General features: G+C 62.9%; 12 protein-coding genes and 1 riboswitch. Of the genes, 7 read left to right on the top strand and 5 right to left on the bottom strand.

Annotated features, from left to right (window positions below; all coding sequences use genetic code 11):
* Positions 1–3 precede the first annotated feature (3 nt).
* The 5 genes from EJ079_RS26165 (at position 4) to EJ079_RS26145 (ending at position 4,859) form a co-directional block, all read left to right on the top strand.
* The gene (locus tag EJ079_RS26165; protein WP_127327445.1) at positions 4–969 is read left to right on the top strand and encodes a type II secretion system F family protein; all 966 of its coding nucleotides are present in this window, start codon (positions 4–6) and stop codon (positions 967–969) included.
* A gap of 1 nt (position 970) precedes the next feature.
* Positions 971–1,933 (top strand): type II secretion system F family protein, encoded by a 963-nt coding sequence (locus tag EJ079_RS26160; RefSeq protein ID WP_127397571.1) that lies wholly within the window; start codon positions 971–973, stop codon positions 1,931–1,933.
* 134 nt (positions 1,934–2,067) lie between these two features.
* Entirely contained in the window at positions 2,068–2,889 is an 822-nt protein-coding gene (locus EJ079_RS26155; RefSeq protein WP_127397570.1) for a hypothetical protein, read from the top strand.
* A 163-nt stretch (positions 2,890–3,052) separates the two neighbouring features.
* The gene (locus EJ079_RS26150) at positions 3,053–3,523 is read left to right on the top strand and encodes a hypothetical protein (RefSeq protein WP_127320645.1); all 471 of its coding nucleotides are present in this window, start codon (positions 3,053–3,055) and stop codon (positions 3,521–3,523) included.
* Between the two features lie 160 nt (positions 3,524–3,683).
* Positions 3,684–4,859, top strand: a complete 1,176-nt coding sequence (locus tag EJ079_RS26145) for a diguanylate cyclase (RefSeq protein WP_127810561.1) — start codon at positions 3,684–3,686, stop codon at positions 4,857–4,859.
* Here EJ079_RS26145 and gcvP read toward each other — a convergent pair whose 3' ends face one another.
* The 3 genes from gcvP to gcvT are packed head-to-tail and all read right to left on the bottom strand — an operon-like array spanning position 4,860 to position 9,162.
* On the bottom strand, positions 4,860–7,670 hold the full coding sequence (gene gcvP, locus EJ079_RS26140) for an aminomethyl-transferring glycine dehydrogenase (RefSeq protein WP_127810560.1): 2,811 nt from the start codon (positions 7,668–7,670) through the stop codon (positions 4,860–4,862). It lies immediately after the preceding gene.
* A gap of 17 nt (positions 7,671–7,687) precedes the next feature.
* A complete protein-coding gene (gene gcvH / locus EJ079_RS26135) occupies positions 7,688–8,056 on the bottom strand; it encodes a glycine cleavage system protein GcvH (protein WP_127320643.1) in 369 nt (122 codons plus the stop codon).
* A gap of 5 nt (positions 8,057–8,061) precedes the next feature.
* Entirely contained in the window at positions 8,062–9,162 is a 1,101-nt protein-coding gene (gene gcvT / locus EJ079_RS26130; RefSeq protein WP_127810559.1) for a glycine cleavage system aminomethyltransferase GcvT, read from the bottom strand.
* A 149-nt stretch (positions 9,163–9,311) separates the two neighbouring features.
* Positions 9,312–9,398, bottom strand: a riboswitch (glycine riboswitch).
* Between the two features lie 243 nt (positions 9,399–9,641).
* On the opposite strand from gcvT, the gene EJ079_RS26125 reads away from it, so the two are divergent.
* Entirely contained in the window at positions 9,642–10,643 is a 1,002-nt protein-coding gene (locus EJ079_RS26125; protein WP_127397834.1) for a hypothetical protein, read from the top strand.
* Between the two features lie 57 nt (positions 10,644–10,700).
* Here the strand turns inward: EJ079_RS26125 and EJ079_RS26120 are convergent, their stop codons facing one another.
* On the bottom strand, positions 10,701–11,384 hold the full coding sequence (locus tag EJ079_RS26120) for a GntR family transcriptional regulator (protein WP_245481738.1): 684 nt from the start codon (positions 11,382–11,384) through the stop codon (positions 10,701–10,703).
* Positions 11,385–11,436: 52 nt separating this feature from the next.
* A complete protein-coding gene (locus EJ079_RS26115; protein ID WP_127810558.1) occupies positions 11,437–12,717 on the bottom strand; it encodes a D-amino acid dehydrogenase in 1,281 nt (426 codons plus the stop codon).
* Between the two features lie 221 nt (positions 12,718–12,938).
* On the opposite strand from EJ079_RS26115, the gene EJ079_RS26110 reads away from it, so the two are divergent.
* Positions 12,939–13,736, top strand: a complete 798-nt coding sequence (locus tag EJ079_RS26110) for an aspartate/glutamate racemase family protein (protein WP_127810557.1) — start codon at positions 12,939–12,941, stop codon at positions 13,734–13,736.
* Positions 13,737–13,767 lie beyond the last annotated feature (31 nt).

Here is a 13,767-nt window from a genome sequence, read left to right as displayed (position 1 = left end):
CAAGTGTTCGATGGAATGAGCGCTATCTATGTCGTTTATGCCGCGGCCGCGCTGACCGGCATCCTGATCGCCGAGGCCTGCTACCTGCTTTATGCCGGCCGCAGCGACAAGCGCACCGCCATCAACCGGCGCATGAAGCTGCAGGAAAACAAGATCAGCCAGGAGCAGGTGCTTGTCCAACTGCGCAAGGAACGCGGCCTCGACGCAGGCACGCCGCTGTTTTCGCTGGATCGGTTCCGCGCTTTGCGAACCCAGTCGGGCATGATCATGCCGCTGTCGAAATTCCTGATGATCAGCTGCGGCGTGGCGATGGCGATGACCCTGGTCGCCATCTGGTACGGCTTGCCGCCGCTGATGGGGCTTGTGCTGTTTGTGGTGCTTGTGCCGGTGCTGCCGGTGATCACGCTGCGCTTCAAGCGCAAGCGCCGGGTAAAGCGGTTCGGCATGCAATTGCCGGAGGCGCTGGAACTGATCACGCGTGGCCTGAAGGCCGGCCACCCGGTGCCGGTGGCGATCGCCATGGTGGCGCGCGAGATGCCCGACCCGATCGGCACCGAGTTCGGCGTCATCGCCGACGAGGTGACCTATGGCTCCGATCTGGTTTCGGCGTTGAACTCGCTGTTCGACCGGGTCGGCCAGGAGGATCTGCCGCTGTTCGTCACCGCCGTCTCGATCCAGACCAGTTCGGGCGGCAATCTGCGCGAGATCCTCGACGGCCTGGCGACGACGATCCGCGAGCGCGGCAAGCTGCGCCGCAAGGTGCGCGCCATTGCGACAGAAGGTCGGATGTCGGCCTACATCCTGACAGCGGTGCCGGCGTTGCTGTTCACCGCCATTATGGCGCTGATGCCGGGCTTCTACCGCGACGTCTGGGGCGAGGCGAAAACCTGGTACCTGCTCGGCGGCTCGATCACCTGGCTGATGCTGGGCAATCTGATCATGTTCAAGATGTCGAATTTCAAGTTCTGACATGCAGGGCTTCATCGAATTCCTCGCCTCGCTTGCGCCGACCTCATTGATGCCGGTGGCCATCCTGCTGCTGGCGGCGGGTGCTGCCGCTGTTGCCTGGCCTGTTGTCATGGCGAAGGGCGACCGCAACGAGGTCATGCGCCGGCTCAGGGTCGACAACGGCCCCGTGGCCGCCAAACCAGAGCCGGTGCAGAAGAAGAATACCGGCGTCGTGCGCGAGAAGGCGGTGAAGCGGGCGCAGGAATTCTACGCCAGGAGCGATCCGGAAAATGTCGCCCGGCTGCGCATGAAGCTCATCCAGGCGGGCTACATGGAGCCGCGCGCTGTCGGCACGTTCTTCCTGATCCGGTTCAGCGCGATGATCGGCACGGCAATCGGTGTGTTTGTGCTCAACCGGTGGATGGCCAGCCCGGACGCGACGATGGCCAGTCGCTGGACATTCGTCATCCTGTCGGGAGCGGCCGGCTATTTCCTGCCCGGCCTAATGTTGAGCCAGAAAGTGCGGGAACGCAGGCGTGAGTACCGCAACGGCTTTCCCGATTTCATGGACCTGATGATTGTCTGCTCGGATGCCGGCATGAGCATGGAGGCGGGCATAGAGCGCGTCTCCAAGGAACTCGCCAAGACCTATCCCGCGCTCAGCCAGAACCTGCAGCTGGTGTCGTTGGAGCTGAGGGCAGGGCGCAGCCTCGACGATGCGCTGAAGGCGCTCGCCGACCGCCTCAGCCTGGACGAAGTGCGTTCCTTCGCCACGCTGCTGCAGCAGTCCAAGGAACTCGGCACCAGCCTGTCGGGGGCGTTGCGCGTTTTTTCCGACGACATGCGCCATAAGCGTATGTCGTTGGCCGAGGAAAAGGCGCACGCTCTGCCGGCCAAGATGTCGGTGCCGGTGGTCGTATGCATCCTGCCGGTGGTGCTGATGATCGCGGCCATTCCAGTCATCGTCAAAATGACGGCGCAATAGCATGATGCCGAAAGGTGTGAGGCTTCGATTCGAGCTGAAATCGTCCGGGTCTAGCGAGCGCCCCACAAAAGTCCTAGCAAGGGGACTGACAAACCATTGTTATGACCGTACTCGGCCTTGCAGGTGAGAAGTCCATGCTGTTGCGCACCCTCTTTCTCGGCCTTGCCGCAGCCACCCTGTCGCCCGCCTGGGCCGTGGCCGACGATTGCGGCGATGCCGCCGCCCTGGTGCAGCAGGCCTACCCCAAAGCTCGAAAGAGCGCCGACGGCACCTCGTTCACGCTCGAACCCCATTTCAGCATCGCCCTGACGGATGGCGACACGCCGTTTGGGCTGAGCTGCAAGATCTGGCCTGCCCATGACGACCTGCTGTTGGTAGCCGTGCCGCTGATCGACAGCGCCCAATCCAGCGACGATGGCCATGTCGGCGATATCGAGCTTCTGGTCGTCGACAGGAACAGCCAGCGTGTGCGCCTGCGCCTGCTCCAGCCGGGGCTGATCACCGATGATGCCATCGCCATCCGCAAGGTCGAATTCGATACCGGCCGCTACAGGCTGGCGCCCGGGGTCATGGCCTTCGGCCTGCGCATCGAAATCGCGAACCATTCGCAAGCCAACCCCTTCAGCGAAACCGACCTGCGGCTTTATGTTCTCGCCGGCGATGCCCTGCGCCTGGTGCTCGATGGCCTTGTCGTGGCCGGCAATGGCGGCGAGGGCGACACCAATTGCGCGGGATCTTTTCGTTCGACTGAGGTCAGCCTGGCAATGAGCCCGACGAGCCATCACGGCTATCACGACATGGTCGCGCTCGAGCGGACGCAAACCGATGACCCGTCTCCCGACAAGGATGGCGAGTGCCAGTCCCATCCCGGCAAGCCGGTGAAACGGACCTACCGGCTGCGCTATGATGGCAACCGCTATCCGGTTCCCGAGGCACTCAAGGTCATGGGTCCGTGAAAAGGCCGCGCGCGTCCTTGCAGGGATAACCCTCGTCTCGTGGTTAATGGCTGGTGTGCCCGAAGCCGAATTTTGGCGGCGTTTCGGCACCGAAGTTTAATCGCCGCTGATATATTGTGTTTCCTGAAGAACGACCCGGCAAATCGGGCGATGAGGCAGGGGCATGCGTCACAGTAATTTCACGGCAATGGCCGCAATGGCGGCCGTCTTGATGATGTCTGGCTGTACGACGAGTGGCGTCGACACCACCAAGACCACCGCCATCCAACCGGCGGCAAAAGACACCGAAACCTCCGATCTGGCGCAAGGCAAGGCGCAGTTTCGCGACGCCAATTACGGCCTCGCCGAAAAGCACTTCCGCAAGGCCGTCGAGTTGAAGGCCGACAATGCGGAGGCCTGGATGGGGCTCGCCGCTTCCTATGATGAACTCGGCCGCTTCGACTTCGCCGACCGAGCCTACGGCCAGCTTTTGAAGGTCGCCGGCCGCAAGCCGCAGATCGTCAACAATATGGGCTATTCGCAACTGCTGCGCGGCAATCGCAAGAAGGCCAAGGCGCTGCTGCTCGAAGCGAAGGCCGGCATGGCCGATCCCACCGTCGTCAACGCCAACCTCGCTCTCTTGAACAAGGGTTGATCTCGCATCCATGGGTCCGGTTTCGGGACACGTGCCATCGACGCTTTGTAAACCCTATCCGCAGGTTGCATCGATGGATTGCCTGAAAACCCGTATCTGAGGGCTGCCGCTGACTTAGAATGCAGCGCAACCGCCGACGCTCAAGAGGCCCTTGCCCGATATGCTGGACTTCAGTTCGCTCCTGCTCGCAGCCGCGCTGTCGGGCATATGCCTTAGCGTCACCATGTTTGCGATCTGGTTCACCGCGCCCAAGGCAGGTTTCGTGCTGACGGTTGCGTGCGGAATTCTGGTGCTCGTCGCGCATGTGATCCTGTTCTGGCGGTACACCAAGGATCCCGATCCGCTGCTTTGCCAGATCGTGCTCGCACTGCTCAGCCTGGGGTTCCTGATCATCTGCTTGTCGGCCATGCAATTTCTGGGGGTGCCCGGCTACGGACGCGCCGTTGCACCGGCGCTTGGCGCCATGGCCATTTGTGCCGTCGTGACCTTTATGGGCTTTGACGGCATTGGCTTCATCGTCACCTACACCACGGTGACGGCGCTGCTGTCGGCGATCGGTGCCATGTTCTGGATCAACGGCAGTCACGACCGCCGCATCCTTCTGGTGGTTTCGTTTCTGAGCGGCACCTGCGCGATGTCGTTTGCGCTTTGCGGCCTGGTTCTGCTGACCAAGGGGCAATGGACGCTCGCGGTTGCGCCCGACAACTGGGCCGAACGATTGAATTCCGTGGTGGCGGTCGCCTGCATGACCGGACTCGGAGCGTTGACGCTCTCCCTCCATCATCTGCAGGCGCAAATCGAGCTCAAGGCCGAGACTATGACCGATCCGCTGACAGGGTTGCTGAACCGCCGGGCATTGACGTCGCTCTACGGCGAACGGAGTTTCGGTCCGTTCATGTCCATCGTCATGTTCGACCTCGACCATTTCAAGCGGACGAACGATGTCTACGGTCACCCGGTAGGGGATCAGGTCTTGTGCCGTTTTGCCGCCGTCATCAAAAAGTATGCCCGGCCCGGCGTCGACGCTTTTCGCCTTGGCGGCGAGGAGTTCGCAATCGTCATGTCGCGGATGACGGACGAAAAAGCTTACGATCTCGCCAGCAAGATCGGCGTGGCGTTCGGCACCGAAATCGTCCCCACCCAGCTCGGCAAGTTGCGCAGCACGGTCAGCGGCGGCATCGGCTTTGGCGAGGCAAGCGGCAGCAGGCTGGACAACGTGCTCGCCGAGGCGGACGCGGCGCTCTATGCCGCCAAACGCGCCGGGCGAAATTGTGTCATCAGCCGCAAGAGGATGGGCAAGGCCGAGCCGATCAAGCCGGCCTTGCGCTCAGCGTAATTACTCCGCGGCCCCCAGATAGTCCGACAGCGGCGGGCACGAGCAGACCAGGTTGCGATCGCCGGCGACATTGTCGATGCGTGACACCGGCGGCCAGTACTTGGCTGCCGTGTCGGGGTCGCCTGCCGGATAGGCCGCTTCCAGGCGCGAGTAGGGATGGGTCCACTGGCCGGCCAACGCCTCGGCGGCGGTGTGCGGCGCGTTGACCAGCGGATTGTCGGCCAAAGGCCATTCGCCCCTGGCGACTTTTGCTGCCTCTGCCGATATGGCGATCATGGCCTCGCAGAAGCGGTCGAGTTCCCGCTTGGGCTCGGACTCGGTCGGCTCCACCATCAGCGTGCCGGCGACCGGGAAGGACATGGTCGGCGCGTGAAAACCATAGTCGATCAAGCGCTTGGCGACATCGTCGACACTGATGCCTGCACTCTCCTTGAGCACGCGGGTGTCGAGGATGCATTCATGCGCGACGCGTCCCTGCCTGCCCTTGTAGAGCACCGGGAAATGCGCACCGAGCCGCGTCGCGATATAGTTGGCGGACAGGATCGCCGTTTCGGTCGCCTGCTTCAGGCCCGAGGCGCCCATCATGCGGATATACATCCAGGTGATCGGCAGGATCGAGGCGCTGCCGAAGGGGGCGGCGGAGACGGCGTGCGCCGAGCCTTCGGTGACATGGCCGGGCAAATACGGCTTCAAATGCGCCTTGACGCCGATCGGCCCGATGCCGGGTCCGCCGCCGCCATGCGGTATGCAGAAGGTCTTGTGCAGGTTCATGTGGCAGACATCGGCGCCAATGTCGCCGGGACGGGCAAGCCCGACCAGCGCGTTGAGGTTGGCACCGTCGAAATAGACCTGGCCGCCATGCTCATGGATTAGTGCGCAGAGATCGCGTGCGCCTTCCTCGAACACGCCATGCGTCGAGGGATAGGTGAACATCAGCGCCGCGAGATTTTGCGCATGCTCAGTCGCCTTGGCCTTCATGTCGTCCATGTCGATGTTGCCGTCTTCGGTGCAGCGCACGACGACGACGTTCATGCCGGCCATCGCCGCGCTCGCGGGATTGGTACCATGCGCCGAGGAGGGGATCAGGCAGACGGTGCGGTGGTTGTCGCCGCGTGAGCGGTGATAGCCGCGGATGGCGAGCAGGCCGGCATATTCGCCCTGGCTCCCGGCATTGGGCTGCAAGGTGACGGCGTCGAAGCCGGTGATCTCCGACAGCCAGTCCTCCAGCTCACCGATCATGGCACGGTAGCCTGTCGAGTGCGCGGCCGGGGCAAAAGGGTGCAGATTGGCAATGCTCGGCCAACTCACCGGCATCATCTCGGCGGCGGCGTTGAGCTTCATGGTGCAGGACCCCAGCGGGATCATGGCGCGGTCGAGCGCCAGGTCCTTGTCGGCCAGCCGGCGCAGGAAGCGCATCATCTCGGTTTCCGACTTGTTTTCGTGGAAAACAGGCTGGGTCAGGAACTCCTTGCCGCGCGGCTTGCCGGGCACCGTGCTGTCGGCGGAGACACCAGCCTTGGCGCCGAACAGGGCCGCTATTGCGTCGAGATCGGCCTCGGTCGAAGTTTCGTCGAAGGCAATGCCGATATGGTCGGCATCGACGGCACGCAGCAATCTGCCACCCTTTTCAGCCGCAGTGGCGATCGAAGTTGCCTTGCCCTTCACCTCCGCCGTCACCGTGTCGAAGCGGCTTGAACCGAGCACGGAGATACCTGCTGCTTTGAGCCCGGAGGCGAGACGATTGGCCAGCGTGTGGATGCGCCCGGCAATCGCCTGCAGCCCGGCGGGGCCGTGCCAGATGGCATAGGCAGTCGCCATGTTGGCGAGCAACGCCTGCGCGGTGCAGATGTTGGAGGTCGCCTTGTCGCGGCGGATATGCTGTTCGCGCGTCTGCAAGGCAAGCCGGTACCCAGGCCGGCCCTTGCTGTCGGTAGACTGGCCAACCAGGCGGCCGGGCATCAACCGCGTGAGCCTGTCGGAGACGGCGCAATAGGCCGCGTGCGGGCCGCCAAAGCCCATCGGCACGCCAAAACGCTGCATCGGGCCGACGGCGATGTCGGCGCCGAGCTTGGCCGGCGCGTCGGTCAGCGTCAGGCCGAGCGGGTCGGCGATGAAGACGACGATAGCCCCGGTCGCGCGCGCCTTGTCGATCGCTGCCTTGTGATCGCCATAGATGCCAAATGTATCCGGCCAGGAGACAAGCAGGGCGGCGGTGTTGTCGTCGATCGTTTCGCCATCGATCTCGATGCCGAGCGGCTCGGCACGGGTGCGCACCACGTCCAGCGTTTGCGGATGCGGCGTGCCGGCAAGTGCGACCTTGGTTCGCTTGTCACGGTGGTGGCGCAAGGCGATGCCGACGGCTTCGGCCACGGCGGTTGCCTCATCCAGCAGCGAGGCCGAGGCCACCGGCAGGCCGGTCAATTCGGTGACCAGCGTCTGGAAGTTGAACAGCATTTCGAGCCGGCCTTGGCTGATCTCTGCCTGATAGGGCGTGTAGGCCGTGTACCAGGCAGGATTCTCGAACAGATTGCGCTGGATAACCGGCGGGACATGGACGCCGTGATAACCGGCGCCGATGAAGCTTTTCAGCACCGTATTCCCGGACATGACAGCCGAGAGTTCGGCCAGCGCTTCCGCTTCGCTCGCCGGTGCTGGTAGGGCAAGCGGCCGATCGAGCCGGATCGACTTCGGTACGGACTGGCTGATCAGTGTCTCGATCGAGGGCACGCCGATGGCGGCCAGCATCGCCCTGGTGTCGTTGAGGCCGGGACCGATATGGCGGGCCGAGAAGGGGTAGGGTGCTGCGGTCATGTCAATAAGTCCTGATATCAACCGATATGGGCTTTGTAGGCGGCCTCATCCATGAGGCCAGAGAGCTGGCTTTCGTCGGCAAGCTTCATCTTCCACAGCCAGCCGGCCCCTGTTGCGGCCGAGTTGACCAGTGACGGATCCGACGACAGCGTGCCGTTGGCCTCTGTGATCTCGCCATCGACCGGTGCATAGACATCGGATGCCGCCTTGACGGATTCGACCACGACGGCGGTGTCGCCCTTGGTCAATTTTTTTCCGGTCTCCGGCAGTTCGACGAAGACGAGGTCGCCGAGCTGCTCCTGCGCGTAATCAGTGATGCCGACCGTGGCGATGCCGCCCTCGACGCGGAGCCACTCGTGATCCGATGTGAAATAGGTCGTTGCCATTGAGATCATCCTTTGCGGTAGCGATGGGGTGTGAAGGGCAGGGAACTGATATCGACTGGGATTTTCGTCCCGCGCACATCGGCGAAGACCCGCGTTCCGGGCTTTGCCAGAGGTGTCGAGACATAGCCCATGGCGACCGGATGGCCGGCCGAGGGGCCGAAGCCGCCCGATGTGACCTGGCCGGCCGGATTGCCGTCGGCGTCAAAAAGCGCGGCACCGCCACGCACCGGCTGGCGGCCTTCCGGCTTAAGCCCTACCCGCTTTTGCGCGGGTCCTCGTTCCACGGCGGCGCGGAGCGCATCGGCGCCGATGAAAGCGCCGGAAGCGCGGACGTCCTTTGGAATTGCCCACATCAAGGCGGCGCTGGCCGGATCGGTCTCCGGCGTGATGTCCTGGCCATGCAGGCACAGTCCTGCCTCCAGCCGCAGGCTGTCGCGGGCGGCCAGGCCGATCCACAGCACGCGTTCGTCGCCGAGCAGCTTGGCAACGAGGTCGCGTGCATCGGCTTCCGGCAGGCCGATCTCGAAACCGTCCTCGCCCGTATAGCCCGACCGGCTCATGAACCAGTTTTTGCGCGGTTCGACACCATGCATGAAAAGCAGCGAGCCGGTCTCGATGCCGGCGCGGGAAAGGGCGGCCCAGGCTTCAGGACCCTGGATGGACAGGAAGACGCGGTCGAGCGGCTCGACTCTGGCGTCGAAATCCGCGGCAAGTGCACGCAAATGCTTTTCATCGGCGACGGCGTTGCCTGCGTTGGCGACTACCATGAACCTGCTATCGCCAAGTCTGGTGACGATGAGGTCGTCCAGGATGCCGCCTGCCTCGTTGAGGAAAAAGGACAGTTTGGACTGTGAGATTTGGAGTGCGCCTGCATCCAAGGGGCAAGCGCGGTTGAGCAGCGCAACCGCCTCCGGCCCGCTGACTTCGAATAGCTTCATATGCGAGATGTCGAACAGGCCGGCCTGTTCGCGGGTGTGAAGATGTTCCTTCATGACGCCCGCCGGATAGGTCAGCGGCATCGACCAGCCGGCAAAAGCGCCAAAGCGCGCACCGGCGGTTACATGGATGTCTTCGAGGGGTAGGTGTCTTGTATCGTCGCCCGTCATGTCGTCTCCAGAGTCGCACGCAATCGGTCGCGAATGGCGACCAGTCCGTGCCCCTCTGTCTGAAGCCTGAGAGACTCGCGCAGCCGGAACTCTGTCAGCGGCGCTTACACCTTCGGCGCGGGGGCAAGCCCCGACTTTCCAGAGTGTCTTTCCCGTCTACGGTTCTTTTGCCTGAGAGATTTCGGGCGATTTCCCCTTCGGCGACAGCTCTCGCTGTTCTCTCCCGCAAACAGGTAGGACTCAGACCCTGAGTCCTCGACGCGCCATCCATAGCTCGCGCGCGACGGCTTGTCACCTGTCAGCGACATCTAAAGCGCGTGCATGCCATTCTTCAAAACCGCGGCACGTTTTGGGCGATATGCGTTGGCCGACAAGTCTTCGCTAACCACGCCGTTTGCCGGTTTTTCAAGACACTGCTGATATGTTGGCTTGTATGACGCTTGGGGCCGGCGCTTGGCGACGGCGGACGGGGACGACAAATGGGCGAATTGATCATGAGCGCGCCGGTGGCCGGGCTGACCTCGAAAATCCGCATCGCCGCGGAGGACGTGGCGATGTTGCGCCATGAAGTGTTCGGCGATGGCGTCGTGACGCGCGGCGAGGCCGAGGCGCTGTTTGCGCTCGATGCAACGGCGAAGGACAAATGCCAGGAATGGCCGCCCTTCTTCGTCGAGGCGGTCACCGACTATATCGTCCACCAGGAAAAGCCGTCGGGCTATATCTCGCAAGACAATGCCGACTGGCTGATCCGCACGATCTCGCGCGATGGCATGGTCGACAGCCGGACCGAGCTCGAATTGCTGGTGCATGTGCTGGAACAGGCGAAATCGTCGCCGAGCCAGCTTTGTGTGTATGCGCTGGAGCAGGTGGCGCATGCCGTCATTGACGGCAAGGGGCCGCTGATGCTCGGCGGCACGCTGGCTCCCGGCCTCATCGCACAGGCGGAGGTCGAGTTGCTGCGCCGGATCCTCCATGCCCATGGCGGCGACGGCAACATCGCCATCACGCGCGCCGAGGCCGAGGTGCTGTTCAAGATCAACGAGTGCACTGCTCAAGGGCACAACGATCCGTCCTGGAACGAGCTGTTCGTCAAGGCGATCGCCAATTTCGTCATGTGCTCGGCCGGCTACGAAGCACCGACGCGCGATGTGGCGCTGCGCCGTGATGCCTTCCTCGAACATGCGGATCCGGAAATAGGTGGCTTCTTCAGCCGCATGATCTCCGGCGGCCTTGCCGGCATCATGGAAGCCTATCGGTCGCCAGGCGACATCGAGGCCGAGTGGGAAGCCAAGAACAGGGCGGCCGAGGCGCTGGCCCGCCGCGCCGAGACGGTCGATGCCGGTGAAGCCGGCTGGCTGATCGAACATATCGGCGTCGACAGGCCTCTTTATGAGAACGAACGCGCGCTGTTGACCCTGATCAAGCACGCCTCACCGGAAATCCATCCGGCGCTGAGGCCGCTGCTCGACAAGGTCGCCTGAGCGGTAGGGGTTGCCTGAGCGGTATGGGTTGCCTCGGTCAAAGCTGGGGTTGCCCGATTAGATCTGGTCGACGTCGATGTATATCCTTGCCAAGCCTTCCCTGACGGTCGACATGGCATCGGCGACGCTGATGGCGATGTGGTCGTGCATGAGCCTTGCGGCCCTGTCGGCATCGCGGGCTACCATGGCCCGGGCGATTTCGCTGTGTTCGGTGTAGGTCGTCGACAATCGCCGGTGCTTCTCCACTTCGATCTTGCGAACGAAATGGATGCGCGTGTTAATGCCTTCGAGCATGCGCGCCAGTTCGGGATTGCCCGACAGCCTGGCGATGCGGTTGTGAAACTCCTCGTCCCTGGCGGTCAGCTCAGTGCTGGAAAACGAGTCGGCGCGCGCCATGGTGAGCGCCCACCAGTCGACGAGCGCGGCGAGTTCCTCATCAGTCGCGCGCTGGATCGCCAGCCTGACGGAGCGGTCCTCGAGCACCGCTCGCACGTCGGAAAGATTGACGATCTCGTCGACATCGAAGCCCCGGCAAAAGAAGCCGCGATTGGTCTGGAAAGTGATGAGTTCCTCCGTGACCAGCCGCTGGAGCGCTTCCCGGACTGGGCTGCGGCTGACATTCAGCCTGGCGGCAAGCACCACTTCGTTGATGCGCTCGTTCGGCTTGAAGCGATAATCCATCGCCATGCGACGGATTTCTTCATAGACACGCGGGCCGGTCTTGATCGGCTTGGATGCCAACGCTGCGCTGTTGTCCCGGTTGCTTTGCCTGGCGGGTCGGAGCATGGCGTCGTCAGGCCTTTGCGGCGCTTGGTTCGGCGAACCGCGCCTGTGTGGGAAGGATGCAGTCGAGGGCGATCGGCGCTGCCCGGCCGGCGATCAGATCGGCGACGATACGGGCCGATCCATGCGCCATCGTCCAGCCGATATGGCCGTGCCCGGTGTTCAGCCACAGGTTTCGAATGTCGCGCCGGCCGAGGATCGGCAGGTTGTCGGGCGTCATGGGCCTCAGGCAGGCCCGCATCTCGGCGCGATCATAGGCGATGCCGCGCGGGAACAGGTCCTGCGTGACGCGCTTCATGAAGGCGAAATCCGAAGGCTTGTGGCTGCGATCATAGCCCGCGAATTCCGCGGTGGCGGTCACGCGGATGCGATCGCCCATCGGCGTGATGGCGACGAGATTGTGCTCATCGATGACAGGGAGTTTTGGAGCCAGCGCCTGATCGACGATGGGAATGGTCATGGAATATCCCTTGACCGGATAGATCGGCAGACCAAGGCCGATCTTGCGGGCGAGGACGGGGCTCTCGGCGCCGAGACACAGAACGTAGGTGTCGGCCAGAAACTCTCCCTTGTCGGTGACGATCTTGGTGATCGTTTCCTTTCTGCGTTCGATCCCCACGATCCTGGTCCCTGTCAGGATCTTGCCGCCCCTATTTTCGACGATGGCCGCCAGCGCGCGCGTGAACTTGGCGGCGTCGCCGGTTTCGTCGGTCGGACACAATACGCCGCCGGCGATGATGTCGCGCGACGAAGCCAGCGCCGGCTCGCGGTCAACGATTTCCTGCGCGTCGACGATACGGATCTCCTGGCCGTCGGCCTCCAGCAGGCGCATGTTGGCGATGCCCTTGTCGAGCGCCTGGCGGTTGCGGTGGAAGTAAAGAATGCCGGCCGATGTCCTGTCGTACTGGATCGCTTCCTCCCTGACGACCGCCTGCAGGACCGATTGGGAATGGACCGCAAGCCGATGTTTGAGAAGGGTGTTGCGACGCGCTTTGGCGGCCGTGCATTGCATGAGGAAGCGCAGCGACCAGCTGTAGAGATGCGGGTCGGCGGAGAGCTTGAAACGAAGCGCCTGGTCTTTCTGGAACAGCGACTTCAGCAGGATTTTTGGCGCGGCCGGCGATGACCAGACGAAGGAATGGCCGGGCGCGATCATGCCGGCATTTGCCCAGCTTGCCCCTTCGGCCACCTGTGATGCCTGCTCGAGAACGGTGACCGTGTGGCCGTCCTTCTGCAACTGATAGGCAGTGGTGATCCCGACAACGCCACCGCCCAAGATCAATATGCGCATCGCTGACCCGAATGGTTGTCGTTTCTATTGTCGACAATTCAACAGGAGGACGCTGGCCATTGTCAACGGCGCGTGGGTCGACGATCGATTCACCGTTCAGACAGGGCGAAATCCCGGCATTTCCCGGTTCCCAAAATTGGAACGGAGCTCTTGACACGTTTGGCAAAGTTGTCGCTTCTATTGTCGACAATTCTGATTGGCATCAGGAAGGGGACTGCGCCATGGACGCCCCGCTTAGCCGCGCCGACGATGCGCTTGTCGTCGACAAGGAACACATTCCCTTCAAGACCGACGACGGCATCGGCACCCGCGCCAATCTCGGCCTGCTCGTCCTTCGAACCGACCAGACCATCGAGGATGAATTCCGCTATGCGCTGCCCGCGCGCGACATCGCGCTGTACGAGGCGCGGCTCTACAGCGATGTCGAGATCACGCCGGAAAACCTGATGAAGATGTCGGCCGTCATCCCGGAAACTGTCGGGCTCTTGCCGGACGTCAAGTTCGATGTGATCGGTTTTGCCTGCACCTCGGGAGCGCTGGTTATCGGCGAGCACAAGGTCGCCGAACGCGTTCATGAGGTGCTGCCGGGCGTGCAAGTGACCAACCCGGTGACGGCGGCAAGGGCGGCGCTGAAGGCCCTGGGCGTCTCGCGGATCGCGCTGCTCACCCCTTATCTGGCGAAAATCAATCATTCGCTACGTGCATCGCTGATGGCGCGGGGGATGGACATTCCGGTCATGGGCTCCTTCAACGAGGCGGATGACAATGTCGTTGCGCGCATCACGCCGGCATCGGTCAAGCAGGCCATCTTGGAAATCGGTGCGTCGAGCGACTGTGAGGCGGTGTTCGTTTCCTGCACCAGCATGCGCGTTGCCCGCATCATCGAGGACGTCGAGAAGGAACTGGGGAAACCGGTAACCTCGAGCAACCATGCACTTGCTTGGCATATGCTGCGGCTTGGCGGCATTGGCGAGCAGATTGCCGGAAAGGGCGAACTGTTTCGCCGCTCGCTAGGCTAGCATCTTCAGAGCCGGAATTGCGGTGTTCAGA

Source organism: Mesorhizobium sp. M7A.F.Ce.TU.012.03.2.1, from assembly GCF_004006095.1.
Lineage (GTDB): Bacteria > Pseudomonadota > Alphaproteobacteria > Rhizobiales > Rhizobiaceae > Mesorhizobium.
Note: the sequence above shows the minus strand (reverse complement) of the source record. Positions and strands in the feature narration are given on the sequence as shown.

What these genes read in the sequence shown, in the direction of transcription:
- EJ079_RS26155 (WP_127397570.1), top strand. Translation starts at nt 2,068, where the DNA reads ATGCTGTTGCGCACCCTCTTTCTCGGCCTTGCCGCAGCCACCCTGTCG.
- gcvH (WP_127320643.1), bottom strand. Translation starts at nt 8,056, where the DNA reads ATGGCAACGACCTATTTCACATCGGATCACGAGTGGCTCCGCGTCGAG.
- EJ079_RS26115 (WP_127810558.1), bottom strand. Translation starts at nt 12,717, where the DNA reads ATGCGCATATTGATCTTGGGCGGTGGCGTTGTCGGGATCACCACTGCC.
- EJ079_RS26160 (WP_127397571.1), top strand. Translation starts at nt 971, where the DNA reads ATGCAGGGCTTCATCGAATTCCTCGCCTCGCTTGCGCCGACCTCATTG.
- EJ079_RS26110 (WP_127810557.1), top strand. Translation starts at nt 12,939, where the DNA reads ATGGACGCCCCGCTTAGCCGCGCCGACGATGCGCTTGTCGTCGACAAG.
- EJ079_RS26150 (WP_127320645.1), top strand. Translation starts at nt 3,053, where the DNA reads ATGCGTCACAGTAATTTCACGGCAATGGCCGCAATGGCGGCCGTCTTG.
- gcvP (WP_127810560.1), bottom strand. Translation starts at nt 7,670, where the DNA reads ATGACCGCAGCACCCTACCCCTTCTCGGCCCGCCATATCGGTCCCGGC.
- EJ079_RS26125 (WP_127397834.1), top strand. Translation starts at nt 9,642, where the DNA reads ATGGGCGAATTGATCATGAGCGCGCCGGTGGCCGGGCTGACCTCGAAA.
- gcvT (WP_127810559.1), bottom strand. Translation starts at nt 9,162, where the DNA reads ATGACGGGCGACGATACAAGACACCTACCCCTCGAAGACATCCATGTA.
- EJ079_RS26145 (WP_127810561.1), top strand. Translation starts at nt 3,684, where the DNA reads ATGCTGGACTTCAGTTCGCTCCTGCTCGCAGCCGCGCTGTCGGGCATA.